Source organism: Arthrobacter sp. ISL-69, from assembly GCF_018613775.1.
Classification (GTDB): Bacteria; Actinomycetota; Actinomycetes; order Actinomycetales; family Micrococcaceae; genus Arthrobacter.
Window position 1 is genome coordinate 1 of record NZ_JAGGPO010000044.1, and the last position, 26,400, is coordinate 26,400.

General features: G+C 63.5%; 27 protein-coding genes and 3 pseudogenes. 19 read left to right on the forward strand and 11 right to left on the reverse strand.

Translation table 11 applies throughout. From position 1 onward, the window contains the following. Window positions 1-124: 124 nt before the first annotated feature. Genes J7I79_RS21875 through J7I79_RS21890 form a run of 4 tightly spaced genes read left to right on the forward strand, consistent with a single transcriptional unit; the run spans window position 125 to window position 3,095 of the window. Window positions 125-595 (forward strand): ribose-5-phosphate isomerase, encoded by a 471-nt coding sequence (locus tag J7I79_RS21875; RefSeq protein ID WP_214956980.1) that lies wholly within the window; start codon window positions 125-127, stop codon window positions 593-595. Next, complete coding sequence (locus J7I79_RS21880; protein WP_214956982.1) at window positions 579-1,421, forward strand: triose-phosphate isomerase family protein; 843 nt, start codon at window positions 579-581, stop codon at window positions 1,419-1,421. Before J7I79_RS21875 ends, J7I79_RS21880 begins: the two co-directional genes overlap by 17 nt. Further along, a complete protein-coding gene (locus J7I79_RS21885; RefSeq protein ID WP_214956984.1) occupies window positions 1,418-2,233 on the forward strand; it encodes a sugar phosphate isomerase/epimerase in 816 nt (271 codons plus the stop codon). The genes J7I79_RS21880 and J7I79_RS21885 overlap by 4 nt, the downstream gene beginning before the upstream one ends. A gap of 1 nt (window position 2,234) precedes the next feature. After that, entirely contained in the window at window positions 2,235-3,095 is an 861-nt protein-coding gene (locus J7I79_RS21890; protein ID WP_214956986.1) for a phosphogluconate dehydrogenase C-terminal domain-containing protein, read from the forward strand. 1,529 nt (window positions 3,096-4,624) lie between these two features. Here J7I79_RS21890 and istB read toward each other — a convergent pair. Both istB and J7I79_RS21900 read right to left on the reverse strand, forming a co-directional pair. Further along, the gene (istB, locus tag J7I79_RS21895) at window positions 4,625-5,443 is read right to left on the reverse strand and encodes an IS21-like element helper ATPase IstB (RefSeq protein ID WP_214956988.1); all 819 of its coding nucleotides are present in this window, start codon (window positions 5,441-5,443) and stop codon (window positions 4,625-4,627) included. Next, window positions 5,440-6,122, reverse strand: a pseudogene (locus tag J7I79_RS21900) (Mu transposase domain-containing protein); the annotation flags it as partial. The pseudogene J7I79_RS21900 and the gene istB, both read right to left, overlap by 4 nt. A 99-nt stretch (window positions 6,123-6,221) precedes the next feature. Between J7I79_RS21900 and J7I79_RS21905 the strand changes: the two are divergent. From J7I79_RS21905 to J7I79_RS24425, 6 genes and pseudogenes are all read left to right on the forward strand, one after another. Further along, entirely contained in the window at window positions 6,222-6,860 is a 639-nt protein-coding gene (locus J7I79_RS21905) for an isochorismatase family protein (protein WP_214956990.1), read from the forward strand. Between the two features lie 345 nt (window positions 6,861-7,205). Further along, window positions 7,206-7,814: pseudogene (locus J7I79_RS21910) on the forward strand (MsnO8 family LLM class oxidoreductase); the annotation flags it as partial. A gap of 10 nt (window positions 7,815-7,824) precedes the next feature. After that, window positions 7,825-7,995, forward strand: coding sequence for a hypothetical protein (locus J7I79_RS21915; RefSeq protein ID WP_214957030.1), 171 nt, complete (start codon window positions 7,825-7,827; stop codon window positions 7,993-7,995). Between the two features lie 746 nt (window positions 7,996-8,741). Then, window positions 8,742-9,362 (forward strand): helix-turn-helix domain-containing protein, encoded by a 621-nt coding sequence (locus tag J7I79_RS21920; RefSeq protein ID WP_214956992.1) that lies wholly within the window; start codon window positions 8,742-8,744, stop codon window positions 9,360-9,362. Further along, on the forward strand, window positions 9,359-9,913 hold the full coding sequence (locus tag J7I79_RS21925) for a DUF6036 family nucleotidyltransferase (RefSeq protein WP_214956994.1): 555 nt from the start codon (window positions 9,359-9,361) through the stop codon (window positions 9,911-9,913). The genes J7I79_RS21920 and J7I79_RS21925 overlap by 4 nt, the downstream gene beginning before the upstream one ends. A 524-nt stretch (window positions 9,914-10,437) precedes the next feature. Beyond that, window positions 10,438-10,851 (forward strand): DUF1801 domain-containing protein, encoded by a 414-nt coding sequence (locus J7I79_RS24425; RefSeq protein ID WP_251043151.1) that lies wholly within the window; start codon window positions 10,438-10,440, stop codon window positions 10,849-10,851. A gap of 469 nt (window positions 10,852-11,320) precedes the next feature. Here the strand turns inward: J7I79_RS24425 and J7I79_RS21935 are convergent, their stop codons facing one another. Together J7I79_RS21935 and J7I79_RS21940 are read right to left on the reverse strand one after the other, a co-directional pair. After that, a complete protein-coding gene (locus J7I79_RS21935; RefSeq protein ID WP_214956996.1) occupies window positions 11,321-12,214 on the reverse strand; it encodes an SDR family oxidoreductase in 894 nt (297 codons plus the stop codon). Continuing rightward, window positions 12,211-12,663, reverse strand: coding sequence for a nuclear transport factor 2 family protein (locus tag J7I79_RS21940; protein WP_214956998.1), 453 nt, complete (start codon window positions 12,661-12,663; stop codon window positions 12,211-12,213). Before J7I79_RS21940 ends, J7I79_RS21935 begins: the two co-directional genes overlap by 4 nt. 97 nt (window positions 12,664-12,760) lie before the next feature. On the opposite strand from J7I79_RS21940, the gene J7I79_RS21945 reads away from it, so the two are divergent. Beyond that, entirely contained in the window at window positions 12,761-13,420 is a 660-nt protein-coding gene (locus J7I79_RS21945) for a TetR/AcrR family transcriptional regulator (protein ID WP_214957000.1), read from the forward strand. Window positions 13,421-14,668: 1,248 nt separating this feature from the next. Here the strand turns inward: J7I79_RS21945 and J7I79_RS21950 are convergent. Then, a complete protein-coding gene (locus J7I79_RS21950) occupies window positions 14,669-15,535 on the reverse strand; it encodes a glycosyltransferase (protein ID WP_251043152.1) in 867 nt (288 codons plus the stop codon). A 733-nt stretch (window positions 15,536-16,268) separates the two neighbouring features. Continuing rightward, the gene (locus J7I79_RS21955; RefSeq protein ID WP_251043153.1) at window positions 16,269-16,526 is read right to left on the reverse strand and encodes a hypothetical protein; all 258 of its coding nucleotides are present in this window, start codon (window positions 16,524-16,526) and stop codon (window positions 16,269-16,271) included. 343 nt (window positions 16,527-16,869) lie between these two features. Between J7I79_RS21955 and J7I79_RS21960 the strand changes: the two are divergent. Beyond that, window positions 16,870-17,229 (forward strand): annotated as a pseudogene (locus J7I79_RS21960) (transposase); the annotation flags it as partial. Between the two features lie 73 nt (window positions 17,230-17,302). Here the strand turns inward: J7I79_RS21960 and J7I79_RS21965 are convergent. The 5 genes from J7I79_RS21965 to J7I79_RS21985 all read right to left on the reverse strand — a co-directional run bounded on the left by J7I79_RS21965 (window position 17,303) and on the right by J7I79_RS21985 (window position 19,921). Beyond that, a complete protein-coding gene (locus J7I79_RS21965) occupies window positions 17,303-17,629 on the reverse strand; it encodes an STAS/SEC14 domain-containing protein (RefSeq protein WP_214957001.1) in 327 nt (108 codons plus the stop codon). Window positions 17,630-17,969: 340 nt separating this feature from the next. Next, window positions 17,970-18,221, reverse strand: a complete 252-nt coding sequence (locus J7I79_RS21970) for a hypothetical protein (protein ID WP_214957003.1) — start codon at window positions 18,219-18,221, stop codon at window positions 17,970-17,972. Between the two features lie 116 nt (window positions 18,222-18,337). After that, window positions 18,338-18,751, reverse strand: a complete 414-nt coding sequence (locus tag J7I79_RS21975) for a hypothetical protein (protein ID WP_214957005.1) — start codon at window positions 18,749-18,751, stop codon at window positions 18,338-18,340. Further along, window positions 18,744-19,328, reverse strand: coding sequence for an Asp23/Gls24 family envelope stress response protein (locus J7I79_RS21980; protein ID WP_214957007.1), 585 nt, complete (start codon window positions 19,326-19,328; stop codon window positions 18,744-18,746). The genes J7I79_RS21975 and J7I79_RS21980 overlap by 8 nt, the downstream gene beginning before the upstream one ends. After that, window positions 19,319-19,921 (reverse strand): RNA polymerase sigma factor, encoded by a 603-nt coding sequence (locus J7I79_RS21985; protein WP_251043155.1) that lies wholly within the window; start codon window positions 19,919-19,921, stop codon window positions 19,319-19,321. Before J7I79_RS21985 ends, J7I79_RS21980 begins: the two co-directional genes overlap by 10 nt. Before the next feature lie 210 nt (window positions 19,922-20,131). Here J7I79_RS21985 and J7I79_RS21990 point away from each other — a divergent pair, with 210 nt between their 5' ends. The 7 genes from J7I79_RS21990 to J7I79_RS22020 all read left to right on the forward strand — a co-directional run bounded on the left by J7I79_RS21990 (window position 20,132) and on the right by J7I79_RS22020 (window position 26,149). Next, window positions 20,132-20,635 carry an Asp23/Gls24 family envelope stress response protein gene (locus tag J7I79_RS21990; RefSeq protein ID WP_311380647.1) on the forward strand — a complete coding sequence of 168 codons (504 nt, stop codon included), beginning with the start codon at window positions 20,132-20,134 and terminating at the stop codon, window positions 20,633-20,635. Between the two features lie 56 nt (window positions 20,636-20,691). Beyond that, window positions 20,692-20,871, forward strand: coding sequence for a hypothetical protein (locus J7I79_RS21995; RefSeq protein ID WP_214957011.1), 180 nt, complete (start codon window positions 20,692-20,694; stop codon window positions 20,869-20,871). Then, window positions 20,868-21,263, forward strand: coding sequence for an Asp23/Gls24 family envelope stress response protein (locus J7I79_RS22000; protein ID WP_214957012.1), 396 nt, complete (start codon window positions 20,868-20,870; stop codon window positions 21,261-21,263). Before J7I79_RS21995 ends, J7I79_RS22000 begins: the two co-directional genes overlap by 4 nt. After that, window positions 21,260-21,841 (forward strand): DUF6286 domain-containing protein, encoded by a 582-nt coding sequence (locus J7I79_RS22005; protein ID WP_214957014.1) that lies wholly within the window; start codon window positions 21,260-21,262, stop codon window positions 21,839-21,841. Before J7I79_RS22000 ends, J7I79_RS22005 begins: the two co-directional genes overlap by 4 nt. A 42-nt stretch (window positions 21,842-21,883) precedes the next feature. Then, window positions 21,884-22,504 (forward strand): hypothetical protein, encoded by a 621-nt coding sequence (locus tag J7I79_RS22010; RefSeq protein ID WP_214957016.1) that lies wholly within the window; start codon window positions 21,884-21,886, stop codon window positions 22,502-22,504. 1,227 nt (window positions 22,505-23,731) lie between these two features. Beyond that, on the forward strand, window positions 23,732-24,163 hold the full coding sequence (locus tag J7I79_RS22015) for a beta-lactamase family protein (protein WP_214957018.1): 432 nt from the start codon (window positions 23,732-23,734) through the stop codon (window positions 24,161-24,163). Window positions 24,164-25,597: 1,434 nt separating this feature from the next. Beyond that, window positions 25,598-26,149, forward strand: a complete 552-nt coding sequence (locus J7I79_RS22020; RefSeq protein ID WP_214957024.1) for a hypothetical protein — start codon at window positions 25,598-25,600, stop codon at window positions 26,147-26,149. Window positions 26,150-26,400 lie beyond the last annotated feature (251 nt).

Below are 26,400 nucleotides of genomic sequence, written 5' to 3' on the forward strand. Positions count from 1 at the left end.
ACGCCGAGAAGAGCCTCGGCACCCCGGACGCGGGAGCGGTGTCCATGGCACTGATCGTCCGAGCAATCCACAACACCCTCAGCGAGAACACCCCCGCCGAGAAGAACACAGTCAAGGAGAACGCATGAGTGCCAAACTGCGCCTGGTCATCGGAGCCGACGACGCCGGCTTCGAATACAAGGAAGCCCTGAAGGCTGACCTGGAGGCCTCCGAGCTGGTCGAATCCGTCACCGACGTCGGAGTGGATGCCACCAGCCACACCCCCTACCCGTCCGTGGCCATCGCCGCTGCCGAACTCATCGCCGCCGGCAACGCCGACCGTGCCCTGCTGATCTGCGGCACCGGACTCGGCGTCGCCATCGCCGCGAACAAGGTCCCCGGCGTCCGCGCAGTCACCGCGCACGACAGCTTCTCGGTGGAGCGCTCCGTTCTGAGCAACAACGCCCAGATCCTCACGTTCGGCCAGCGCGTCGTGGGCTTGGAACTGGCCCGCCGGCTCGCCCGCGAATGGCTCACCTACACCTTTGACGAAACCTCCGCCTCGGCCGAGAAAGTCACGCTGATTAAGGACTACGAGGGTGTCACTTCCTGCTAAGAATCCTTCGGCCAATGCCGGAGAGACAGCGACTCCGAAGGCCATCATCGGGATCAGCCTCAAGATGTACTTCGACTACGAACGCACGCTCGACTGGTGCCGCGACATCGCCGATATCGCTGCGGACCACCCCGCAGTCCGCAACGGCGAGATCGAACTCTTCGCCCTGCCATCCCACCCGGTGCTCGCCGAAGCGGCACGGATCCTGGGCCCTGCCGGAGTAGCCACCGGTGCCCAGGACATCTTCTGGGAGGATGAGGGCGCCTACACCGGCGAAGTCGGCGGCAAGATCATCACCGAGGTCAGCGGCCGCTACGCGGAAGTGGGCCACGCCGAGAGACGCCGCGTCTTCGGCGAAGACGATGACGTGATCGGGCTGAAAACCGCGGCCTCCTACCGGAACGGCCTGACCCCGGTCCTGTGCGTCGGGGAACCCGACCGCGGCACAGCCAACGACGCCGTATGGCACTGCATCGGCGAAATCGATGCCGTCCTTAATCGGGCGGAGAGCCTCGGCCAGTCCGGACGGACCATCGTCGCGTACGAACCGCAATGGGCCATCGGCGCCGCCGAACCCGCAACGCCGTCCTTCATCAGCGAGGTCATCCGCGCCCTTGACGTGCACCTGCGCAGCCGTCCTGCGCAGGCGGACAGCCGGATCATCTACGGCGGCAGCGCGGGACCGGGACTGATCGGCCAGCTGGACTCCGCCGTGGCCGGGCTCTTCCTGGGCCGATTCGCCCACGACCCGGAGGCCCTCAGGACCATCCTGGACGAGACCGCGGAACGGCTCGGGCTGCTGGCCCGAACCGAGGCGACAACATGAGGACCCCCACCAGCACCGCCACGATCGGCCTCAGCAGCTATGCCTTCTTCTGGCAGCTTTCCGGGCGGGTATCGGAGCCTCTTAGTATCCACCAGGCGCTGGAACGTACGGCAGCCCTGGACGTCGACCTTTTCCAGATCTGCGACTACGCACCGCTCGAGTCCATGAGCGCCGCGGAACTCAAGGACGTCCGGACCACCGCGGACGCGCTGGGAATCGCGCTGGAACTGGGCACCAAAGGGATCCGCCCCGAGCACCTCCGGAGGTTCCTGCGGATTGCCGGCATCCTGGGGTCGCCACTGCTGCGGACGATGTTCAACGTCCCGGGCCACACGCCCTCCGCCGAGGACGCCATTGCAATCTTCCGAGAGGTCCTGCCGGAGTTCGAAGCGGCGGGGGTGAAGATCGCCGTGGAAACCTACGAACAGGTACTCACCGCCCGGATCCTGGACGTCATCCGCAGGGTCGATAGCCCGTATCTGGGAATCTGCAGCGATCCTGCCAACACCGTGGCGGCACTTGAGCCGCCCCGCGAGGTGATCGACGCCGTCGCGCCCTATGTCCTCAACATGCACATCAAAGACTTTGCGTTCAGCCGCAAGGAGGGATGGGTCGGGTTCACATACTCCGGCGCACCGCTCGGTGAAGGCCTTCTCGACTATGACTACATGGCCGGAAAGCTTCAGCCCAAAGAAAGAAACATCAACCAGATCATCGAGCACTGGCTGCCCTGGCAGGACTCCGAAGAAGAGACCATCCGCCTCGAAAACCAGTGGACCCAACAAAGCATCGATTTCCTAAGGAGCAAGTGAAATGTCAGCAGAACAATTGACCATCGCCGTCATCGGAGCCGGAGGCAAAATGGGAATGCGCGTTTCCCGGAACCTCCAGAAGAGTGCCCACACCGTCTACTACAGCGAAAACTCCCCCGCGGGCCAGGACCGTGTCCGAGCCGAAGGCCGCGAGATCACCTCCACCGACGACGCCGTCAAGGGCGCCGACGTCGTGATCCTCGCCGTCCCTGACACAGTACTGGGCATCGTATCCGAAGGCGTTGTCCCGCAAATGAAGGCAGGCGCCGTCCTGCTCACCCTGGACCCCGCCGCCGCCTACGCCAGCCTGCTGGCCAAGCGCGACGACGTCGTCCACTCCGTCGCCCACCCGTGCCACCCGTCCGTGTTCCTGGAACGCACCACCAAGGAGGAATGGGCCGACGCCTTCGGCGGCATCGCAGCTCCGCAGAACGTCGTTGCCGCCATCGACGAGGACGCACCGGCAGCGACCCGCAAGCTGACCGAGGCCACGATCCGCACCATCTACGCACCCGTCATCGACGTGCACTGGGTCACCGTGAAGCAGCTCGCCATCCTCGAACCCACCCTGGTGGAAACCGTGGCCTGCATGATCGGCACCCTGCTCAACGAGGCCCTTCACGAGACCGTGCACACCGCCGGCGTCCCGGAGGAAGCCGCCAAGGCCATGCTCTTCGGCCACGTGCAGGTCGCCCTGACCAACGCGCTCCGTGGCTCCCACCCGTTCTCCGAGGCCTGCGAAATCGCCATCCAGTACGGCAAGGGCGCCATCATCAAGGACGACTGGAAGAAGATCTTCGACGACTCCGAACTGGACGGCGTCATCGCCAAAATGCTCAAACTGGAGTCGGCCAAGTCCTAGGGTCTGGGGTACCAGGGACGGGGGGCAACACATCGTCGACCCCCCGCCCTTGGCCCGGACACGAACCCAGGAACAGAGAGCGCCGGGATGCGTTCGAATCGCTGCGCCTCCATAAACGACGATTTGGCTTTCCCTCTAATGCGGGATGGAAATGTCGCGGAGTCCTAAATATTGACCAATCCGAGCTGGCCTCGCTACCCGACGACCTTGGGTAGGTAACGAGCAGTACCAAAGGCGTCATAAACGATTGAAAGGAAAGCGGCCGAGGGACCGCCCTCATCCGGCTTCAGCTGCCCGGCCCGCTGACTACGGCGCGCCGGGCAGTCCCCGTTCCCAACAGGAATAGGAACTCGCAATGAAAAGAGCGAAAAGCCTAGTAGACGGATACGACTGGGACGCGCAGGAGTTCGGCCAGAAGGATAGCCAATGGCGGCAGCTCCACGGCAACATGCTCGTCTGCCTATCCTGTAACGCGCCAGCGGTCCACAGGGCCGGTCCGAAACGAAGGCCGACATTCGCCGCGCGGCACCGAGACAACTGCCAGCTCAAATCCGCTGCCTGGACTGCCTTCAGGTTCCTGCAGTAGTTGTCGACCGGAAATGAGCCGCTCGGGAGGCAACCGTCTCAGTTCCTGGAGACAGTCCAGTGGCTGTACGCTGGCAGCTGTCCACGGATCACTTGGTCTACGGTCATGAACCGATCCGGCGCATCCCGTCTGCCTGGTCTTCGAACTGGCGACGCCCGGCAGTTGCCCTCTGTCGCTGCCAGACTCGTCCTGAAGCCTGAAGCCTGACGCCTGAAGACTGAAGCCTGAAGCCTGGAAGCACTGGTACACGGCCCTGGTTGTGTCAAGCATTCCTGGCCCCACGGGGCAGTTGTTAGTTGGGCCCACTCCAAAACGTTCGTGGATCGAAAAAGTGGGGCCGGCCGTGAACGGCCGTCGGCTATGTGTGGCAGTTGTCCCCGTACATGGGTACGGAGACTGTGGATGATTTGCCGGTGGCGTGGTTGGTGACTTCGATGACAACGCATGAGGGTCTGCGAACGAGGATCATGCCCGGAAATTGGGTAAGCCGGCTATCGCAGCCATCGATCGTGTAAGAGCTGGGCAGCCGAATCTGCCCTTCGCGCAGGGCTGATTGGATTCCCATTCCGTCGCTGCGGCAACCACCAATTCGGCGTCGGCGGGGCTGATGACCCTGATGACCCGCTTACCCGGCCCGGCGGCAACGGTTATTGGAGCTTTCAGGCACCTCGTGTTGACCCGTCCAGCGCCTTATAAGCCTGTCCCTTTGTTTCGTTTTCTATTGGCCACGAGTAGTTTGGTGGGCTGCCCTGGCGGGGCGCAGGCGAAGTGCAAGCAGCATGATTGTAACTAGAGCCAGCCTGGCTTAGAACGACGACACTACGCTGCCCTCCCCCGTAGAGCACTCATCTCAATGATGTGAATCACCAACAACAACACGCCGGTAGCTAACCCGACAAGCCCTTCAACGCTGCCAATGGGGGCGGGCTCCGACACCTCGGCCTTAGCTGGCTTCCCTTCGTTCTGTCATGCGAGCAAGCCGGTAGGAGTCGGTGCCCGTTTCGATGATGGCGCCGTTGAAGGTCAGTCTGTCGACGATCGCGGCGCAGAGGCGCGGATCAGTGAACGTTTGGGTCCAGCCCGAGAAGGATTCGTTGCTTGCAATGGCAATGGAGTTCTTCTCCTCGCGTTCGGTGAGGACCTGGAACAAAAGTTCCGCGCCGCGGCGGTCCAGTTCCATGTAGCCGAGTTCGTCAATGCAGAGCAGGTCCACGCGCCCGTAGCGGGCGATGGTCTTGGCCAGCATCTTTTCGTCCGCGGCTTCGACGAGTTCGTTCACCAGCCGGGTCGCCAGAGTGTATTTGACCCGGTAGCCCTTCTCCGCCGCTGCAGTGCCGAGCCCGATGAGCAGGTGGGATTTCCCGGTCCCTGAGTCCCCGATCAGGCATAAGGGTGATCCTTTGCGGATCCAGTCCCCGGTGGCCAGCGTGTGAATCGTGGCAGGGTTGATATTCGGGTTGGCATCGAAATCGAAGTCGCCGAGCCACTTATCCCGCGGAAAGCCTGCAGCTTTCACCCTGCGGATGGAGGAGCGCCGGTCCCGGTCATCACACTCGGCCAGCAGCAGCTCCGCCAGGAAGCCCTGGTAGGAGAGCTGTTCCTTCCCCGCGACGGTGAGGGCTTCATCGAGCACGGCCCGGATCGTGGGCAACCGGAGCCGTCGGCAGGCCTGGTCCACGGCGGCGACAGCGGCCTCCTCGGTGAGGCCGCGCCGCCCGCGCAGGGTCGGCGTGATCGTCGTAGACGGTGCTGCAGGGCTCATGAGATGTTCTCCTTAGACGCGGTTCCTACGGGGTGTTCGCTGCGTTTGGCCAACAGCACGTCGTAATTCCTGACCGAGGGCAGGGGCCGGGTGTCCGGCGGTAATCCTGCGATGACAGCCGCGGGGTCCATGAGCCGGCGCTGGGTCAGACTGACAACTCGTTGCACTTTAACTTCAGCATGAGCACCGGGATGACGGTCGGATCCGGACCCACCCGTGGGGATACTTGAGGCGTGTCTGCGGGCTTCGACGGCAACGACGTCGGCACTGACAGCACCCACCTGTAAGGCAGCGGTGATCCCTGCCTGGATGTCGCCGGCGTCCATGGAGCGGTGGAGCAGCAGGACATCGATGATTTCCCGGGTGCCATCGGCGTCGCCGTTGACCCGGCGGCAGGCAGCCCAGAATGCCTCGTGGGCGCAGGCGCGCCGGACTCCCGCGCCCGGGCCAGGGCTATGGAGCCGGGCAGCGCGCCGGGTTTGGTCTTGAGGACCTCCAGGTAGTGGTCCAGCTGGACTGACTGCCCGTGCTTGGAAACGATCCGCTGATGTCTGGCGGCCACGGCTCGGCCGTCGAACACCACGACCTCAGACGCCCTCAACGACACCCGGACCTTCCTGCCGATGAACCGTGCCGGGACGGAATACTTCACCATCCGTACAGTGATCATCGAAGACCGTAGATCAGCATTCGTGCCACTGGTGACGCGTTCGCTGCGGCTGAACAATTGAAGACGGCAGTCCTTCCGGACGCCATCTATTGAGGAGAGAAGACCACCGTGACTACACCCCGCCGCGCACTCATCATTATCGATATCCAGCAGCAGTACTTCGGCGGCCCGCTGGAGATTCAGTTCCCCCCCAAAGAAGACTCGCTCTCAAAGATCACCCAAGTAATTGATGCTGCCACTGCCGCCGGGATCCCGGTCGTCGCGGTTCAGCACAGCGCAGGAGTAGGTGCACCCGTTTTTGACCCGAGCACGCCAGATTTCGCCCTGCACCCAGAGGTGGAGAAGCGCAAAGCCAATTCCTGGAAGCTGCTAACCAAGCAGTACAGCTCCGTCTACGCAGGCACGGACCTGGCCAACTGGCTCCGCAGCGAGAAGGTCGACACAGTCACCATGGTGGGCTACATGACCAATAACTGCGTTCTCGCGTCAGCTGCCGAGGCAGAATTCCTGGGCTTCAGCACAGAGGTCATTTCAGATGCGACAGGCGCTATCAACATCGCCAACGAAGCAGGATTCACCGACGCCAAAACGGTCCACGAAACACTGATGGCTCTTCTGAACTCAAACTGGGCGCAAGTCTCCACCGCTGAGGCGTGGACCGCGGCACTTACCTCAGGGCAGCCCACAACAGGCAGCGATCTGGGCAGCTCAGCCGTCGCTGGCGCCGAACTGGTGGCGCAGTTATAACAAGGCGTCCCTGGCCGGCCGCCGGCACCATAGGCCTGCAGGCCGCCAAATCTTCCGACCCACATGAGTTGGATGACCTTCGAAGCGTCAACGGTGATGCGTCCCTGAACTGAAGAAAGAACCAAGAAGCTGGCATCTCCCAAGAAGTCATCCGTTACATCGCAAAACCCATAAATCACATCCGAATCACGACGATTTAGACCCAGGCGGGCCCCAGTCCTTTCTGACACGGAGCAAGAAGCCCCTCCGACCACTCGCGTGAGCAGGAAACACCAAGTAATCGGTCGTGCATGATTCACCGCGGGTACATCCCGCCGCAAAGCGAATCTTCCTCAAGGAGTTTGTATGAAGTTCGGAAAAACAACCGGCACCGCCCCGTTCGCACTGTCCGTGCTCTCCGCCGGCGGCACCGGTGTCGGGAAATCCGCTGAAGAGGGCCTCGCAGGTACGATTTCACTCGCTCGCACGGCGGACCGACTGGGATATCACCGGTTCTGGATGTCCGAACACCACGGAATGGGGGCGACGTCGGTATCTTCACCATCGCTGATGATTGCCCGCCTCATCGCCGAGACGGTGCACATCCGCCTCGGTGCCGGAGGCGTGATGCTACCCAACCACGCCCCATTGCTGATTGCCGAGCAGTTCGGGATGCTTAACGCCTTGGCTCCCGGTCGGATCGATCTCGGGCTTGGCCGCGCGGCGGGCACTGATGGGAAAACTGCTGGGGCCCTGCGTCGAGGCGCAGAGGCCAACGATGGATTCCCACACCAAATACTCGAATTACTGGGATTTCCAGGGGACACGTTTCCCATTGGACACCCATTCGAACGCGTCCACGCAGTGCCCGGCCCTTGGCAGGCTCAGGAGAACCGAGTGCCGGCACCGTCGACCGCCCCGGAAACCTGGTTGCTGGGCTCTTCGCCGTACTCCGCTCAGTTGGCCGGGCAGCTCGGCCGACCGTATGCCTTCGCACTGCAGTTCGGGGACGCTGACATCGACACGGCAATGCGACGCCGACCCCGCCTACCGCCTGGCCAGGCTCAGCGACCAAATGATCGGCTCCGGAATGGTCGCCGGCTGGAACATGGACAAAGACAGGGCCTACCGCCTCTGGGTCCTCGAAGCGTCATAAACCCGCAGGCATGGGGATACGGCGGAAGACGACGGCGGGGAGGTTCCGAAGCCACTCGAACACGACAGCGTCCCACCGGTACGGCTCAAAAATTCAGGAGCGACCGCGACCATCCGGCTCATGCCGCAAATAATCAGCAAGTCATGTTGTACGCGGCCCCAGCCGCCATGAACTGGTGACCCAAAGGGAAAGGACACACAAGGATGGACACCCAGAAGAAACCCGGTCTGGCAGGACCCGGCCCGCCGGACTGAGCCTGCTCCCCCACACATAACCGAATACGGGACTGCGGGAACCCACACACCCGGAGAAGCAGATCAGAGGCTGGAGTGTGGACACTGTCCTCACGAAAAAACACCAGAAACCCCGCTGACCTGTGGAAACACTGTGCCCGAGGTGGGACTCGAACCGGACTCCCCCCTGCAAACACTGGGAACAATTGAAAACATCCCCAATACGGTCCAGTCCGACCGAAGTACGGACCGATCCGACGCCCCAGGTCTGCACAATGTGCACACCCCCTTTTTTGCCCTTCGGCGGCACCTCCAGGTCGCAAGAAGTGGCGGCGCCACCACAATACTGACCGCCCGACCGACTCGACAGGCGCCATCAGAACTGGTCCCGCCAGGACATGACGTTGAAGCACCAATCCAGAATCCATGTCCGTCGCCAGGACCTCCCATCCGCTGGCGAGAGGCGTTTGTCACCGTTCGGTGACATAATGGTAGACAGCAAGGGAGGACGCCATGACATCTGGACCCAGCATCGACACGCCCGCGGCAGTCGGCGCCATCATCCGCGCGCGGCGCCAGGACCGCGGACTGTCGCAGCAGACCCTTGCTGTCAGGGCTGGGGTGTCAAGGAAATTCCTCGTGGATCTCGAAGCTGGCCACGAGCGCGCCGAACTCGGCAAGACCCTGGCCATCCTGGCGGCCCTGGGTGTGTCACTGGAAGCCACCGACCCCATCCCAAAAGGTGCCGACCACGACCCGGCACGGCGGGACTACGCCCAGACCTTCGCCCGTCTGATCGGCTCACGGGACTTCGAGTTCGCCATTAAGATGCTCGCCGACTACGCCACAGCATCCCTCAAGGCAGGCAGGCCCCTGCTCCAACGCAGCCCCCGGCTCAAGGACCCGCACTGGTCCGCCGCCCTCGCGGGCATCACCAACTACACTGCACACCGGCTCGGCCAGCCTGCGCCGTCCTGGACCAGACGCATCAAACCCCTCACCGAAGCGTGGATGCCTGCAGAGTCCTACCGGAACATCCGCGAACCGATGAAACAACTCACCCGTTCCGAAACGCCTGAGGAACTCGCCGCCATGAACGTCTTCATCCGCGAACGCAGCCTGGGCACCGCATGACCGGCGGAGAACTCACCGCCACACAAATAAACGCCCTTCTGCACGAACTCGGACGACGACTGCAGGCCCGAGGCCTCCACGGCGACATCAAACTCGTTGGCGGTGCCGCCCTCATCCTGCAAGGTATCGGCAACCGCCCCACTGCCGACATCGACGCCAGCTACGCCGACCAAAGCAGCGTTAACGCCATCGTCGCTGAAATGGCTGCAGCCTATGACCTCGCCCCCGACTGGTTCAACTCCAACGCAACAGCCTTCGTCCCGGACAACGCCACCTGGGTCGAACTCGAACAACTCCACGGACTCACCATCCAGGCCGCAGACACCGAGACGCTCCTGGCCATGAAAATTGCCGCCGAACGGGACAAGGATACCCTCGACATCGCGCGGCTCCTTCGCAAGCTCAACATCACCAACGCCGCCGACGCCGTCGATGTCGCCTACAACAAATATGGCCACCACTCCATCCCACTGGCAGCCGGGAGGGACAACTACCTCATCGTCGTCGACGACGCCCTCGACGCAGCCATCACCCTCGAACCCGAGGACTGATCCGACGCCCATCGGAGTAGTAGGCGTCAAAGACAAGACACCCACCAACGGCGCCCCACGGCCGCCCCTTTGCGGTGTCACGGCCATTCCAGCGCGACGCCTACCGCAACGGCCGTCCAACCACATGGCCGGCCTAACACCGGCTCAGCCGCACGTGCTCTCACCGCGGGATTGACAGTTGCTAACCTCGTTCGACCGCGCCAGACATCCGCTGAACGGATTTCCCAGAGTTGATATGTAGCGCTATGCCGCCAGGCTGAATCGGACCCGCCTCCCAGGCCATGAAAGCCGCCAGCCGCTTCGGCAGCTAAGACATGTCCGCGGCGGCCTTCCACCCCGGAAACATCCGGACGAACTTCGCTCTGGATTGCTCAAGGAAACTACTGAAGAGGCCCTTCCGAATCGAGATCGGAGCCACGGCCACCCGTCAGCAAAGGCGCCTATAAGCCGGCAGCCATCTGCACGACTGCACTAGCAGATACGCCCTAGCCCCTTCTCGCGATGCCTAAGGAATAATGGTCTCCATGACCAGCAGGGAGATCGCTAAGGGGGAAGCCCAAAAGCCGGCCGCAGCCGCAGCGGCACCTGCCGACGCAGCCACCACGCTGCCGAAGGCCATGACCGGCAGGGCAAGCCCCGCGAAAGCGGCGGTCGGCGACAAGCCGGTCTTCGCATATATCGCCAGCCGGCCGCAGCCGCAGCGCGGCATCGCCGAAACGGTCGATGCGCTGGCGGCAAAGACGCTGCCTGACCTCCGGCGTTCAGTGAAGTGGGGCATGTCGTACTACGGTGTCGGCGATGGGTGGTGCTTCAGCTGCGGCGGTTTTGCCGGCCACGTCAAGCTCATGTTTGTGAATGGCGTGGCGCTCGATCGCGTACCGCCGGTGACACCAGTGGGATGGGCAAGTCAACGCGGAGTGTCGAGCTCGAAACCATAGATGACATCGACGAACGCCAGATCGCGGCGTGGATGAAGCAAGTCACGTCTGTACCGGGTGTTGGGGGCAAGAAGCATTGAACCCGAGGCTTGCTGCTCAGGCACACGGTCGTCAGTAAACGCGTGACACGCAAGGCGAATGGTCTTTGCGGGTCAAGACAAATACCTGTTCGCACTACACCGGTCGGCCATCACGGCCGCGCAGATCCTCTCACACACGAGACGTGTCCAATGTCAGAGGCGACAGCACAGGATGTCAGAACACGGCCCTTCCGTGCCCGTAGCGGGACAGTTAATGGTGGGCATCCCGCAAGGCGCGGCACCTCGCACACCGTCAACATCGCGCCATGCCAGCCCTGGCCTGGAAAACCATCCAGTAGCCGTTCCAGAAGCGTGGAAGGTCAGCTCGGTCCCGGTGTCGACGATGATATTGGCACGGACTTTACCGACGGCTTCGGTAGCACGCGTGGTCAGATGAGGTCGTGTGCTTGTTCGCGGAGGTATTCGCTGACGGTCCGAGCGTTGATTCCGCGTTCGCGCAGGGGCTTGTCATCCCAGGTTGCCTCGTGCAGGTCTTGGTGCAGCCCGGCGCCGAACACGGATGAGAGCGCATCGTTGCGGCGGTCGAGGAGGCGGACCGCAAGTCGGGCGACGGAGCGGGGGATGCGCTGGACTTTCATGCGGTGATGTGTGAGCTCGGTGGCGATGGCGATGGCCTCGTTTTTCGTGAGGGGCTCTGGCCCTCCGAACTCGATCATCAACGGTGGATTGGGTTCGGTTGCGACTGCCGCAATGAGGGCGGCGACATCTGCCGCGGCCACCCAGCGCCTTTTGGTATTGCCTTTACCGATGACTGTTATTTTCCCTGCGGCCATGTCGAACCGTGCCATTGGGCTGAACTGAACTTCCTGGAACGCGTCCGAACGGACAACGACGGGCTGCAGTGACGAGATGGCAAGGCGCCGCTCGGTTGCCAGTTTGGCGCGTGCCAAGGGGGTGCCTATTGCAGCGTCGGCTCCTGTGAATGAGATGTAGACGAAGCGGCGCACGCCGGCGGCTTCGGCTGCATCCACCAGGGAGCTCATGCCTTCTTCATCGACCGCCTGAATGGTCGCGGGGCTGGTCCCGGCTAGGCGTCGGGTGATTGCCGTGGCCGTGGCGATGACTGTATCGGTATCCTGACATGCGGCTTTGAGGCTTGCAGGTACGGTGAGGTCCCCGTGCACAACTTCCGCGCCGATTTCGCGCAGCCTGGCCTCGTCGCTGTTCAATCTCACCAGACAACGGACCTCATGTCCCGCGGAGCGGAGCAGTTCAGCAACGCGGCCGCCGAGCTCGCCGCTAGCTCCAACGACGAGAATCATGGCCGCACACCTTCCGTGTCAGCTCCCACGAGGGCGCGTATGGCCGCGTTGACGTCACCGGATTCACGTTCAACGGGTTCGAGATAGAACCGGACGGCGGAGATCCAGTCCTCCCGCAGGCTGAAGATCGCGACGCCGGCCTGTTCGACAGGGACGCCGTCGCGGCGCGTTCCGGCGGAGCTCCACTCAACCCAGACCTTTCCGCTGGGCTCCGATGCCGCGTCATGGATTTCAAGCGTCAGGTCCGGGATCCCCGCAAACAGACCGGACCAGTTGGACCGCACTTGTGCTCTCCCGGTGAAACTGCGGGCGGGATGGTTGGGCGTGATGTTGACGTAGTCGTCGGCGAACTCGGCGCACATGGCATCGAGGTCGTGCTGTCGGGCTGCGGCGAACATACGCCGAACCGGCCCGTCGGGGAGGCGGTCGAGACCGCCAGGGGTGCCCATGGTAATGCTCCTTGGTGCCTCGGCTGAGAAGAGGAGGCTAAATTTGCTGGGTTATAATTCAGTACAGAGAACTGTACTGAATGGAGCTTAAGACTGCATGCCTCCCCGCGTCAATGCCTCAACGCCTGCCACACCGAAACGAACCTACAATTCCCGACGGCGGCAGCAACTAGCCGAGCAGTCGCGGTTAACGGTGCTCGCGCGGGCGCGGGAATTGTTCCTCGGGAAGGGGTTTGGGGCCACGACAATCGCGGAGATCGCGCGCGCGGCAGGAGTATCACCGGAGTCGGTGTACAAGAACTTCGGCGGCAAGCCCGGGCTCGTGCGGGCCATTCAGGAACAGAGCCTGCTGGGTGCAGGCGTGCTGCCTGCCCAGCAGCGTTCCGATCTGGCGCAGCTGACAACCACGGACCCACTGGTGCTCATGGAGCAGTTCGGCCGCCTGAACAGCGAGGTCAGCACGCTCGTGACTCCGATTGTCCTTCTAATCCGGGAGGCGGCGGCCAGCGGTGATGCTGACATGGCGGACCTGCTGCAAGAAGTCGACGATGCACGCTACCGGCGGATGCTTCACAACGCGCAGCAAATAGCGGCCCGAGGGATCCTGCGTCCAGAGCTAAGCGCCCAGGAAGCGGCAGACGTCATGTTTGCAAGCACTGCCGCGGAGCTGTACGAGACCCTGGTCCTCAAAAGAGGATGGTCCGCTGACCGGTACGGCACCTTCATCGCCAGAACCCTCGCAGCGAATTTACTCTAGGGAACGGCTCTACCGGCAGGTCCGGAGGAAGCTTGCCGCTTGGCCCCCCGCTTGCAGCGTGTCCTTTCAGCGATGTCATCATCGTCGAGGGCGGGTACTCCCGCACGGTCGATCTCTCCCAAGTCACCTGCCCCGAGCCTCAGCGAGCCTGGCACCGGGCGCGTCGGTCACCTGTACCGCCACCTACGTTAGTAGGCAGGCTGACCTTGCCGCTGGATCCATCACCAACACCGCCGTCGGTGGGCAAGCACCCCGGCTGAGCTGAACTGGTTTCGAAGTTAGGAAATTTCGTCCGTCGCCCGGGGACCGTTGCCATGCCCGCAAAGAAGTGCAGAACAAATGCCCGACCCGCGGCTAGCTAGGGACTGTGACAATCTGCAAGCGGCCGAGCCATCCATTTATAGACTCATCCGGCACACTCGGCCCCCAGCCGACGTTTGGTTTTTGATTTTGACACCTATAGGAGCATCGTCGTAGACAAACAGGGCCAGGGCGCCCGGAGCCCTGCGACTGACGCACAGGTTCCCGACAGCCGACCGCGCAGCGGACGCCCAAACGGGTGCGAGCCCCGCGAGCATGCCCTGTTCCGGGGCCGGCTTCTCCAATAGCCGCGCTGCTTCAGCGGTCTGCTTTCCTCCCGGGGTGGTGGAGTCGGGGTTTCCGTTTCGATAACCACCCCGGTGAGCATCGTCCGGTAGCCGGCATTCTTTTAGTAGCTTTCAGCTGCCGGGAATCGGTCGCTGAAAGTGATGGCGAAGGCGTTCAAAGCGGGCTTCCACCGCAACCGTTAATTCCACAGTCCCTTTCGTAGTCAGAATGGGCGTTGACGTATCGGCATAATCGATCAGCGTTCCTACCTCCCGCAACTGACGCCGCAATGTGCCGCTCATGAACGTTAAGGATCATGTGGCAAAGATACCGTTGTCCCGGCAGCCATTGCCTGGGTAAATCCGCGTGGAACGCGCCCGTAAGCCGGTCCCCCGCCGCTCAGACGCCAAGGTCAGCCAGTCCCGGCATACGCTTAGTGGTCCCCAATAAGACTGCAATCCCAAGGTCAAGTGGGCTCAAGTCAGATTGACATTCTCACCCGTGCGGAGGATCAGGCGGTTCCCGCCATCCACATGCCGACCCTGAAAGGGCGTTCTGCGGGCTTTCGTGCCGGAGGCGGGCCACCGCGGCGGTTGAGCGTGAGGTGTCCATGCTTGTCCGTATCTGTTGAACGGGAGAGGTTCTTCTGTTGTCCAGGTATTAACTGATGGAGCTTCGTTGTTTCAGTTTGGGGAGTCTTTGGTATCCAACGGAGCTGTCGGTTGGGGCCGCAACGGGTCCGCCGGCGAGGGCCTCTTCGTAGAGTCGAAGGTGTTTGAAGACCATTTTTTCGGTGCTGAAGCGTGTCTCGGCCGCGTGCCGGCACCGGCGGCGGTCCAGCGTTCCGGCCTCTTTCAGGGAGGCGGCCAGTTCGCGGATTCCGGCGCGCAGGAAGCCGGTTGCGCCGTCATCGATGATTTCCGGGGCAGAGCCCCGGAGAGTGGCGATGACCGGGGTGCCGGCGGCCAGGGCCTCGATCATGACCATGCCAAAAGGCTCGGGCCACTGAATGGGATTCAGCAGCGCCACGGCGCCGCCCAACAGTGCGTACTTGTCCCTGGTGTTCAGCTCGCCCAGAAACTCCACATCAGGATCGAGTGGAGGTGTGATGACCGTGCGGAAATACTCGTGTTCCTCACCATTGTGCATTTTCGCCGCGATCCTCAGCGGCATCCGGGCCAGCCGTGCGGCCGCGATGGCCTGGGTCAGGCCCTTGTCGGGGTGCATGCGGCCCAGAAAGCATGCGTAGCCCCCGTCGCCTCTCCCGACCGGAACCATAGCGGTGTCGATGCCGTGGTGGATGACCCGGCTGATCCTCAGGTCGGGGGCAGAGCGGGCCTGGTGGTGGGAAATGGCAATGAGTGAGGAGGCGGCGGCTATCGCCTGGTAGACCCCGTGCAGCCCTCCGGTGAGTGGGCCGTGGGCCGTGGGCCGTGGCGATGATGGGTCTCTGATCCGTCCCGTGCCGGTACAGCGGCCCGGCGAGGGTGTGATCGTGGACCAGATCGACGCCGTCCATCGCCTCATAGGCGAACACACTATGCCGGAGCTCGTCAGCGCACATCCCCATTCTTGCCGGGTCCCCCGCCATGGCCCCTGGCACCTGCGGGACCGGACAGGTGCTGCCTGCCGCGGTTGCCAGAAGGACCTCGTGTCCCGCGGCGGTGAGCCCCGTGCCAGCACATCAACGACGGCCTCGATGCCGCCATACGCCGGCGCCGGCACGGGTATCCAGGGCGGAGCGATCAGACCAATGCGCATCCCGGCCCTCCCTCGGCGCGGCACCGCGCTGCTCCTGCCGTGCCGGTGCTCAGGTTCTGAAGCTCAGAGAAAAGTTGCCGGCCCGGGGAAGTGGTCATGCCCCAATGTAGGGCCGGTCAGGCTGCCGCACAACCCATTGGCTCGGATCCTGCGGCCGCCGCCACCGTGCACGAACGGAACGAACGACACAGCGGAGGCTAGGAGGCCTCAGCCGGACCCTGGCCGGCCCGCGGCAGGGATCACCGCCAGATTCAGCGACGGATCGCCGGGGTGTCACCGGCGGTGTTCGACCTGCGGTTCCCCGCCCGTCCCGGAGGCGGGCGCCGGTGCGGCGAACACGCTGATCCGGACCGTTATATTCGCGGCGGCCGGGGCGGTGGCTGGTGGGGCAGCGGCAGCAGGGTCTCCGCGGATGGCGGCGGCGACCGCCGCGCGACTGCCGGTAGAGGCGCGGCATGCGGCACACACCGAAGTCCGGGCACCCGGCCGAACCGCATGTTCAAGGCTGCGTTGCGTCAAAGAACCGGTATTCCGAATCGGTATCGGGGATTTGATTGCCCTTGGCCCGGATGAAGTCAAGGTCTCCCCGGGAGAGCGTGGCTTGTCCGTGCTGGTCACAGTCGGCGCTTCTGCCGGTTTCCTGGCAGATCCTCTCCGTCATGGTGCGCGGCAGGATCAGGCACCCGGGGTTGTCAGTGAGCCATTGCCGAGTGGCGGCGCTGAGCCGGTCCCAGTGGTCCCGAATGTCCATCTCCATCGATGATGCCCTTCATGTGTGATCCCGCATTCAACTGCCCTATACCGGCGCGGTACGGGCTGTGGGTTCAGGGTACGCCCGGCGATCGGTGAAAGACAGGGGCGGATGGGTGCCGGTTCCGCGGCGCCCGGCGTCGTGCGGGGGTGCGAGGCGACGGCGGCAGATGCCAGGGCACTGGCGGTCCAGGAAGTCTCCGGCTGTCCAGGGAGGTCCCGTTGCCCTTGCAGGCGGGAAACAGCGGTCCGATCACGGCCCACACATCGTCAGCTACAAGACAGCGATTGCCCATCACACGAACCAACCGCATCGAACATCAGATGGGTTCAGCAACACGCCCTCGTAGCCGGCGGTGGGCCTCAGGACAGCCGCACGGATCCTCACCGACGTCCTCGGCAAGAACTTCGCCAGCGTCGGACATCTCGCCTCCTATCCAGGCCTTTCCCCGTCACCTGGCGCTCGGGGTCCTCCCTCCGCGGTGACCACGCCTCGCGCAGAGGCAACAAGGCACTCAAACGGGTCCTGTTCCTCTCCGCCTTCGCCTCCCTCAAGACCCCGGCTGCCGGGCCTACTACGACCGGAAACGCAGCGAAGGAAAACGACACCACCAGGCCCTCGCGGCATTGGCCCTAAGACGCTGCGACACCCTCTACGCCATGCTCCGGAAGGGAACCTATACCAGCCGCGTAGCGCCAGCGCCGCTTGACGAAGCGACGTCAGCGCCGCAGCTGGACTCGGCAGGACGAACGTCCCCTCCCGGTGGCGGAACTTATCGAAGGTCACCACATTCGGAGCCAGATGACGGCTTCTTCTTCTTCCGTGAAGTACCTGGTGGGGCATTCGGGCGGAGCCAGCCGAATAAGGGAATGGGCCATGACGCGGTCCACGTGAGTACCACCGAGGATGGCGAACGCTGTGACGGGGGTCCCTCCGCTGCAAAGGCTGATCGCTGCACGACTGACAGAACCGACGCCGGTGATCTGCAAAAGCACGGCTGCGGGCTTTCCTCCGGTGAGCTTCAGCAGTTCCGCACTTGACCGGACGCACTCATCCTCGGTGATGCGTGCGTTGGATCGCAGGATGATCCGGTGTACTCCCCGGCTCACGCGGTCAACGGAGAAATCTGAACCGCACTCCGCAAGACCCAGCGGGGGCGTGGCCCGATGCTGCTCAGAAGTCCGGGGCCGGACCGGGGGCTCCGGAAGCGGCTCGCGATGGTCCGTGAAAGGCTGAACTGTCATATGACTCCCCCAAAGTCGTTGCATCAACAGCGACCGTCGCCGCTGCCTGACCCGCCCGCACCCTGTGCCACCAAGGCCACCGTCAGGGTATATCGAAAACGGTGACCCGTCGATCAACTGGCCGCCCCGCGCCCGAGGAGCACCCCGTACGCCCGGCCGGGCATGGTCCTTGGCCGCCTGTGCCAAGCCGGTTGAGCTTCCGGTTTTAGGGTCGGCCGTCTTTTGGGCTGCGGCCGGGCCGGCGTCTGGCTGCGAAGTAGGCCAGAGAGGCCATGGCGGCGAAGAAGAACACGGTGGCGGGAAGGTAGCTGGCAATCAGCAGCATCCAGACCCCGCACAGCAGCAGCGCCGGCGGGAGGAGGATGGCCGTTGCCCAGAATGTCTTGCCTTGGTTGCGGCCGGTTCCGGCCGTGATGCCTTCGGTCGGGTTTTCCTGGTTGTTGGGTTCAGAGTTCATGCCGGTTCCATGTCGATGGGGTAGCGCTCGGGAGTCCGGGTGCGGTGCCGTGGTTCGGAATCGTCGGGCGGATCCGTAACGATGATGGTGGGGTGGCCGTCCTGCGGGTGTCCGGGTCAGAGGGGCCTGGGAGGAGGAGCCGCTGTGGCGGTGGGTGGGTGCTCTATGGCCAGGACCGAGATGTCGATGCGCCCGGGGATGAGCCCGGTGTGGCTGATGGTCCGGGCGATCTGCTCCCGCACGGCCTGGGCGATCTTCAGGGCTGCGAAGGCGATATCGGTGGCGATGTCGAGCTGGACGTCGGCGATGCCGTTGTGGACGGTGACGAACACGCCGTCGTGCCGGGTGGGAGTGTTGCGGGTGTCTGTTCTGCGGAGATTTTGGATTGTTCCTTTTCCCAGGTGGGTGAGAAGGTTTTTCAGGGTCGGTTCGAGCCGGAGGACACCTGGTGTATCGAGGGCGGTGCGGGCAGCAAGGTCGGCAATAAGGTCGCTGCTGATCAGCCGGGCTTCGAGGGGATGCTCAGACATCGTAGAGATCCTCCACGGTGATGTTGACGGCTCCGGCGTTGAGTCCGACGTGTGCTGTGATCATGCTGATGATCCGCTGACGCAGCAGCTCGGCGGTTCCGGGGATGTCGGTGCCGGAGGCCACGGCGATTCGAAGGTTCACCGAGATGCCGGCGGTCCCGGCCGGGCGGGGGTCGTCCGCGGTAGCCGGGTCAGGATGGACGCGGCAGCGACGGGCCCGTACTCCCGCAAGGGCATCGGCGCCGAACCAGATGACTGAAGTGATGGCTTGTTCGCTGATCGTGATGCCCCCCTGATCGGCCCGGTAGACGGGCAGCCGTCTGCCCCTCCGGACTTCGGCGCGGGCCAGGTTCATGATGGCGTCCTTGATGGCGTGATGGGGCCGCAGGGAGGCGTCTTCTGCATCGTTGTCCCGAAGCGTGCGGGCGGCCTTCGCGAGCTTTGCCAGGCTGGCCCGTGCCGTCCGGCACTGGGCGCAGCCGTTTTCATGGGCGGTGGGAGGCTGGTTGATGGTCGCCCAGACCTCGTCGATGCTGCGGCCACAGCCCAGGCTGGGGATGGTTTCGTCTATTGCCATTGACTCATCCTTTCCGCGAGTTGTGTGCGTGCTCTGGCGAGGCGGCCTCTGACCGTCGGTTCACTGACCTTCAGCGTTGCGGCTATTTCAGCGTAGCTGCGTTCGTGGATTTCCCGCAGGATCCAGCAGGCGCGCTGCCCGGGCGGGAGGGTTAGCAGCGCTGTGGCCAGGCCGTCGATCTCGCAGGAGATTTCCGCTTCGCGGGCGGGATCGCCTCCGGCTCCCGGTCCGGTGAAGGAATCCGCGGTTGTCTGCAGAGTTACCGGTTCCTGGACGACCTCCGCCTGACTGGACCGTCGACGCAGACTGTCCAGGCAGCGGTTGGTGGCCATCTGGTAAAGCCACCCGCTGAAAGCCTGCACGCTTGTCAGCAGCGGCAGCTTTCTCCAGCAGGCAACCAGGGTGTCCTGCACGACGTCTTCGGCCTCTCCCCGGTCATGGAGCATCCGGAAAGCGAGACGGAAAAGTCTGCCCTGATACGCCTCGACGAGGTATTCGAAGGCGTCCAGGTTGCCGTCCTGAGCCCGGGCGACGACGGTCGCCTCGTCCAGATCCTCGGGCCGGGTCAGGACAACGGGTTCACGCTCATCCATCGTCACCGCTATCCCCTTCTGCCCCCGAACCGCGCCACCCGGGTTCCGGGGCTTAAGACCAATATTTTCAGACGGGGCCGGTAATGGGAATGCCCGGTGCGGGGGGAAGCAGGGACAAAACAGTTTGCCGTTCCGCGTGACGTTTGGTGGTGACGTGCGTCTTTAACCATGTAGGCAACATCGCATCGGTTGATTGAGGAGATGGTTCCCGTGACAGAAGCCCCACAGCTCCCAGGACAGTCCGGAGGCATGGTGGCAACCCAGGAGGAGCAGAAACGGGACGCCCCCGTTGAGACGCGCCGAACGACTGACCTGCTGCACACGGACCGGGGGGATACCACCATTGAGGAAACCGTGGTCCAGAAGCTGGCCGGCATGGCCACGCGTGAGGTTCCCGGCGTGTATGCGATGGGCAGCGCTGCCCGGCGCGCGTTCGGCGCGATGACCGAGCGCATTCCCGGTTCCCAGACGAATGTCAGCGGCGGGGTGAGCGTGGAGAAGGGCGAACGCCAGACCGCCATCGACTTGAGCATCGTCGTCGAGTACGGAACGTCCATTGTCGAGGTGAGCCAGGGGATCCGGCGCAATGTCATCCAGTCGGTGGAGCGCGCGACCGGTCTGGAGGTGCTGGAAGTGAACGTCCACGTCACCGATGTTCATCTACCCGAGGATGAGCGGCCCGAACAGGAGGACGCCAGGAAGCCTCTGGAGTAACCACCACCCGCTCCGCCGCGTTTTCGGGCGGTAACCGATTTTGGAAGGAGTGCCGCATGTCCACTACACGATGGTGTCTGGCCATCGGTTTGGTATTAGGAATCGTTTTGGCCTTCGGAGGTTTTACAGCCCTGGTGATAGCGGTCCTCTTCAGCCTGATTGGGCTGGTAGTGGGCCGACTTGCGGAAGGGAAACTGGATCTGCAGGCCCTGTTCGGCAAAGCATCCAGCCGATGACGACCCCCGCAGCACCTGCCGGCTCCCGGGACCTGGATTCGCGGGGGCGCACTGTCCTTGACCGGAAGGTGGTGGAGAAGATCGCCGGTCAGGTCGCGAGCGAAGAGTCCTTTGCCGGCGGGTCCTCCGGAGGGTTTCTGGGCATCGGAGCACATTCGGACTTTTCCGCCCGGCCCAAAGTCACGGTCGAGCTTGCGGGCAATATCGCCGCCCTCAGCGTGGAAATAGGGCTGCTCTACCCGGTACCGCTGCGCCAGGTAACCGAGCAGTTGCGCCGCCGCATCAGCGAACGCGTCAACGCCTTGACCGGGGTGGAGGTACGCCAGATCGACATCACAGTGTCCTGGCTGAAACCTGCTGAGGAATCCACCGGCCGCCGGAGGCTGTTATGAGCCGGCACGATGGGAAATCCACGCCCCTGCGGCACCGTCCGAGCCGGGCTGGTCCTGCCCTGATTCTGGGAACGCTGCTTCTGGCCTCCGGCGTGGCGCTGGTATGGGCGGCAGTGGCCCGGCTGGTCACGGGTTCGTGGCCGGTGTATCTGGCCGGCCCCCGGGACTGGCTGGCCGGTTTGACCTGGAATGATCCGGGAGTCTGGGCCGCCGGGGCTGCGGCGGCGGTCGTGGGAGTCGTCCTGCTGGCGGCAGCTCTGGTTCCGGGCCGCTTTAACGCCTTGCGGCTGCAGGCTCCCGGGGACGGGGGGCAGACCCCGGTGGCGGGCGGGCAGGAGATTGTCATGACGCGGCGGGCCGTTGCGCGGTACGCGGCGGCGCACTGTGGATATGTCGACGGCGTCAGTTCAGCATCGGCCACGGCCTCGGCACGCGCGGTCCACCTGAACGTGACCACGGCTCTGCACGAAACAGGGGAGCTGCGCGGGCGTGTCATTGCCGTGGTCAGGGAACGCCTGGCCGGTACCGGGCTCAACCCGGTACCGAAGGTCACGGCGTCCGTCCGGTCCAAGGAATGACCGCGGCAACCATCCTCCCGTATTCCGGAAAGAAGGAACCCCATGCGACAACACGCCGGAGCGCTGAACCGCACCTGGCTGGTCATCCTTGGCATTCTCGCCCTGGCCGGCGGTGTCCTGATATTGCTGGCGGCCAGCGGAGCGCTGCACGCCATGAGCCCTGCAACGGTCGCTGCAGAGGGTCGCGTCGTGACAGGGGACCTGCACACGGTCTTCGAGCCGGCCTCTGTTACGGCCATTGTCCTGGTGGCCGGGGTTCTCATGGGCGGCCTGGGGTTGTTGTGGATTCTGGCACAGATTCCACGAAGGAATCCCGCCGACAGGTACCGGCTGCATCAGGACCCCGCCTCTGGAATCACGCTATGTGATGCCTCGGTGCTGGGCGCCGCGGTGGAAAACCAGATCAATACCCTGCCCGGGGTTGTCGGTTCCTCGGCGCTGCTGCGCGGCACCGCCAGGGAACCGGATCTCACGATGAAAGTCACGGTTAACAACCGCGCCGACATTCAGGACGTCCTCCACAGCATCAACACCAGAGTCATTCCGGACCTTTCCACGGCCTTGGAGACACCGCTGCGGCGGACAGGAATCCAGCTCGAGGTCAGCGGCCGCAACGCCGTTTCCGGCACCACCGTGGCGACCACCGGCACCGTCATCTACTAACAAGCCACGTCGAAGAACACGACCTTTGCCTCGGATATGTCACTTTTCCACAAGCCACCCCTACTGCACCGCCGCACCCGTCCCACAACCTTGGAATCGGGACAGCCAAGACGGGACAGTCGCCTGCACCAACTCTGGACTGTTGGCTGCTGCGATCACCGCGCAGAAGACGCCGCAGCCTCAGCTATCGTGGCCGTTCCGTTTGAGGAAATGGCGGTCCGAGTCATGAGTCCGAGAAAGAGTGTTTCACGGCGGCGGAACGAGCACCCTGGATTGGAAGCGACTTTCAGCGGGGCAACCACGTCACACCAGTCCTGAATCAAACTGCCATGTTCAATTTGACGCCTATAGGAGCATCGTCGTGACACCCCGGTCGTGGGATAGCCGGAGCTCTGAGACGGACAGCCCTGAAACCAACAGCCGGCCGCGCCAGCGGACGACCAATACTGGTTGGAGCGCAGCGGAAAGCAGCGCATTGATACTCCGGCCGCCGCTCGCGCACTCAGAAGGGACACAGAAATGGGCCTCAGAAGTCTCTTTCAGCGGAAAGCCGTAGACACCGGTCCCTGTGAGCCGCGTTCCGGCCACCGCTGCTAAAAACGAACCCTTGTCACCGGAACACACCTGGATGAGCTTCAGGCTGCCTGGGACGAACTCACTGAGGCAGCCAAAGGCTCGAAGGTGACCAACTTCCACGCCTGCACCTGCTCAGGCCGGTCCTGGGCGGAAGACCCTGCCGCCGTCAGAGCCGTCGCAGCCACCCTCCGCGAATTCCCGTCCTAGGGGTGCTCCAAGGGACCGCCCGGGTCTAAATTGATCCCGTGAGCAATCAACTAGTGATCAGGCAGGTCTGGCCGGCACCGCACGGACATTCAGTGCTCTCACCGTTCGAAGCATCAGAGGACTTCACACAGGCCTGCTGGCAGGCCAACGAATCATCGCCGCCTCCCCCTCGGACCTGTTCTACAGCTTCACTCGGGCCGGGGAGGAAGTCGTCCGCCTGATCGTCGTCGATCACCCGGAACTTGATCCCGGCTACGGGGTCCCGGAAGCCGGCCAACGGACTGGAGATCGACTTCATGGAAGTCGCCGACGGACACCGCCGCCAGGGGCTCGGCACACAGACCATCGACCTGCTGCGCACGCAACATCCCTGCAGGAGCCTTTTCGCCCGTCCGCCCGAAAGCGAAGACGCCTTCTGGCAGTCCCTGGGAGGACGTTTCGGACATGATCCATGGCTACGTTCTTGCTGACGGCACGCACCTGGATGTCACGCAACCGGAGTTCATGATCAACTTCGCCGCAGGAGGCATGTTTTCCACAGTGAGTGAGGTCAATGCTTTCTACACGGCCCTCCTGCAAAATCGGTTGTTGAAACGGGAAGCCGTAGCACTGATGAAGGACGGCGGTACGTCTGAGTACGGCCTCGGCCTTTACCTGTGGGATGACTCCTGCACCCGCGGCTCGTACTACGGCCACGGCGCCGGAACGGCTGGTTATACAGGTATCTCCATGGCAAGCGCGGACGGCACCCGTCAGCTAACTCTCCTCGTGGCGAACAGACCCGGGGACATCGGATCAGAAGCAGGAGCAGTTTACGAAGTCCACCACCTTGTGGACTTTGCTCGAACCACTCTGGACGACCTTTGCCCAGAATGATGTCCTGGATGACGGCAGCGGCGCGGCCACGCTACTCAAGCAGGCTGCCCAAAGCTTGGTTGGACTGGGAACTAGCCCATCCCTGGCGGCCCGGCCCAAGCGCCAGGAGCGCCGTGTCCGCCGCCACCGCGGTCGTCATCTTTGCCGCAACGCAGACACCGCTTATTTAGGCCGCCGTCTTCGGCGTGTTCGATGTGCCATTCGTGGCGAATGGTCAGCTTGCATAGCAGCGCCCGAATCATGATCTTCTCCGTTCGGAACGAAGCACTCTGACAATCTAATGATGGCCTTAGTGCCGCCGCCAGGGAACTGGCAGCGCTCAACCTCAGCTCTCCGTGAGGAGGGGCCCGCATCAGCCAGGTCACGGGGCCTCCTGCGCATGCAGCAGGCGCCCAGAACCTACGCCATTGTCCGTCCTCACCACCACCTTGAACCGAGGATCCGGACGGTACACAGCAGCCTAGAGCAACTCTGTGGTCACAATGCTTGGACGACATATGCGTTCTTATCAGAGCTTTGCAAGCGGACCTCCTTGTTGGACGTGGCGTGACTGGCAGCGGTCCAATTATTGCCGGCCGGCCGGGACCCGCGAGATCACGGGACTGCCCGCCGGTTCCGGATACGCCCCCAACTCATGGCCCTCGAAGTTTCCGTCCGCTGTGGGAGTTCCATGTTTGACGTTTCTCCGCGATCTGGCCATGCCGGTAGTGCCAACGCCGAGAACTGAGGAGGAGCTCATGACCGGCGTGGGCACTGCCACGCTCTGTAAACGATGGATAAATTCCTGTGGTTGCTGGGCTCATCCGGCGTTCCAATAGCAGTATGCGTGCGGACGGCTGTGGCGGCTTCAACACGTATTCAGGCAAGGCACCACTCGAATCATGCCGCCTCGCTCCCCCACATCCATGAACCACCAGAAGCATCTTCGCTGTTTGTCATTCTGATCCCCATCATCGCTGGGCGGATCCTCCGCGCAACCAGGGCGCCATGCGCCGCTCACGACCCAAAATTTTCGTTCGGCGCTCCTCAGTCGCTTACTTCCTCACGAAATTTTTGGACCGGCCCCTGCGCGCCGCGTCCGTGTACAGAGAGTGTGCTGCGTGAGCGCCGCTTCTTCACCCATCCCACCTGCCGCTCCTGCCCCAGCGCCGCCGGGCGCCGCACCCGCCCGGACCGGACGTGGACTCGTACTCCTGGGCGTCGGCCTGGTGTTGGGTCTGAGCGGTATGGCCCTGCTCACCGTCATCATTCTCAACACGGCGACGCTCCAGGCCGAGGCGCTGGCCCGCATCGCCAAACGCCAACGTATAGGGCGGAGTTCGGGTTCGTCGAACGCAAGCTGTCGGGGCTCTCGGCCCTCATCGCCGGGCCCGGCATTCTGCTGGTGACGGCCACCTGCTTCCTCATCCCCGGCTACTGCGCCGGCGAGGTGAAATGTACGAACTGCCCACCAGCGGCCTGCGCGGCAGGTCCGTCCTCGCGATCTACCGGCCGCTCGCGCTCTGGGCGCACGGCCTCTGGAGCCTCGTTCCCCTGGCCGCCTGGGCGCTCCTGATTTTGGTTCCGCTGCGCAGCATGGCGGGTGGAGGATGGCCAGCCGGTCTCCGCGACGAAAACTCGACCGCCGTGTGGCTAGCCCTCGGCTTCTACGGGGCGGTCGCCAGCGGCCTGTTCGCGATAATCGTCACCTCTCTCATCAAGAAGGCGTACTTTCTCGCCTGGCTCCGGCGGAATCCTGACACACAGGTGGATGAAGGGAACGGGGCGTTCTGGCGCTGGGTGTGCTTCACATGGCGTTGTGACCTGTGGCTCGCCGGTTTCGGCGGGGCGCTGATCGGTATGCTGGATTGGCTCGAATTCGACGGTCTGCAACTCTTGACGGTCGTACTGTTGACCGGGCTGGCGATGCTCCTGGGCGGAATCGCTGTAAGCCTCAACTACTGGCGAGCCGGAAGGCCCCTTGGCGCCGCGATGTCCAACGCATGACGCGGTCCCGTGGCCAGGCCGTGCCACCGCCGCTCGCAGCGGTTACCGCAATGGCGGTTGCGGTAGCTCTCCGCAAAGTTCCCGGCGTGGGGAACTCCTTCGTGACCAGCGGACCGTCGGCCTCCGGACCAGATCGTGCCCGAAGTGGGAGTCGAACTTGCAAACCCGCCACGCCCCCGGAAACATACGGAATCTGGCCCGATCCGACCGATGTACGGCTCGATCCGAAGTGTGATGTCTCGGGACATGGG

What these genes read in the sequence shown, in the direction of transcription:
- J7I79_RS21875 (WP_214956980.1), top strand. Translation starts at nt 125, where the DNA reads ATGAGTGCCAAACTGCGCCTGGTCATCGGAGCCGACGACGCCGGCTTC.
- J7I79_RS21885 (WP_214956984.1), top strand. Translation starts at nt 1,418, where the DNA reads ATGAGGACCCCCACCAGCACCGCCACGATCGGCCTCAGCAGCTATGCC.
- J7I79_RS21890 (WP_214956986.1), top strand. Translation starts at nt 2,235, where the DNA reads ATGTCAGCAGAACAATTGACCATCGCCGTCATCGGAGCCGGAGGCAAA.
- istB (WP_214956988.1), bottom strand. Translation starts at nt 5,443, where the DNA reads ATGAGCCCTGCAGCACCGTCTACGACGATCACGCCGACCCTGCGCGGG.
- J7I79_RS21915 (WP_214957030.1), top strand. Translation starts at nt 7,825, where the DNA reads ATGCCTTCGCACTGCAGTTCGGGGACGCTGACATCGACACGGCAATGC.
- J7I79_RS21920 (WP_214956992.1), top strand. Translation starts at nt 8,742, where the DNA reads ATGACATCTGGACCCAGCATCGACACGCCCGCGGCAGTCGGCGCCATC.
- J7I79_RS21925 (WP_214956994.1), top strand. Translation starts at nt 9,359, where the DNA reads ATGACCGGCGGAGAACTCACCGCCACACAAATAAACGCCCTTCTGCAC.
- J7I79_RS24425 (WP_251043151.1), top strand. Translation starts at nt 10,438, where the DNA reads ATGACCAGCAGGGAGATCGCTAAGGGGGAAGCCCAAAAGCCGGCCGCA.
- J7I79_RS21935 (WP_214956996.1), bottom strand. Translation starts at nt 12,214, where the DNA reads ATGATTCTCGTCGTTGGAGCTAGCGGCGAGCTCGGCGGCCGCGTTGCT.
- J7I79_RS21940 (WP_214956998.1), bottom strand. Translation starts at nt 12,663, where the DNA reads ATGGGCACCCCTGGCGGTCTCGACCGCCTCCCCGACGGGCCGGTTCGG.
- J7I79_RS21945 (WP_214957000.1), top strand. Translation starts at nt 12,761, where the DNA reads ATGCCTCCCCGCGTCAATGCCTCAACGCCTGCCACACCGAAACGAACC.
- J7I79_RS21950 (WP_251043152.1), bottom strand. Translation starts at nt 15,535, where the DNA reads ATGAGGCGATGGACGGCGTCGATCTGGTCCACGATCACACCCTCGCCG.
- J7I79_RS21955 (WP_251043153.1), bottom strand. Translation starts at nt 16,526, where the DNA reads ATGGAGATGGACATTCGGGACCACTGGGACCGGCTCAGCGCCGCCACT.
- J7I79_RS21970 (WP_214957003.1), bottom strand. Translation starts at nt 18,221, where the DNA reads ATGAACTCTGAACCCAACAACCAGGAAAACCCGACCGAAGGCATCACG.
- J7I79_RS21975 (WP_214957005.1), bottom strand. Translation starts at nt 18,751, where the DNA reads ATGTCTGAGCATCCCCTCGAAGCCCGGCTGATCAGCAGCGACCTTATT.
- J7I79_RS21980 (WP_214957007.1), bottom strand. Translation starts at nt 19,328, where the DNA reads ATGGCAATAGACGAAACCATCCCCAGCCTGGGCTGTGGCCGCAGCATC.
- J7I79_RS21985 (WP_251043155.1), bottom strand. Translation starts at nt 19,921, where the DNA reads ATGGATGAGCGTGAACCCGTTGTCCTGACCCGGCCCGAGGATCTGGAC.
- J7I79_RS21995 (WP_214957011.1), top strand. Translation starts at nt 20,692, where the DNA reads ATGTCCACTACACGATGGTGTCTGGCCATCGGTTTGGTATTAGGAATC.
- J7I79_RS22000 (WP_214957012.1), top strand. Translation starts at nt 20,868, where the DNA reads ATGACGACCCCCGCAGCACCTGCCGGCTCCCGGGACCTGGATTCGCGG.
- J7I79_RS22005 (WP_214957014.1), top strand. Translation starts at nt 21,260, where the DNA reads ATGAGCCGGCACGATGGGAAATCCACGCCCCTGCGGCACCGTCCGAGC.
- J7I79_RS22010 (WP_214957016.1), top strand. Translation starts at nt 21,884, where the DNA reads ATGCGACAACACGCCGGAGCGCTGAACCGCACCTGGCTGGTCATCCTT.
- J7I79_RS22015 (WP_214957018.1), top strand. Translation starts at nt 23,732, where the DNA reads ATGATCCATGGCTACGTTCTTGCTGACGGCACGCACCTGGATGTCACG.
- J7I79_RS22020 (WP_214957024.1), top strand. Translation starts at nt 25,598, where the DNA reads ATGTACGAACTGCCCACCAGCGGCCTGCGCGGCAGGTCCGTCCTCGCG.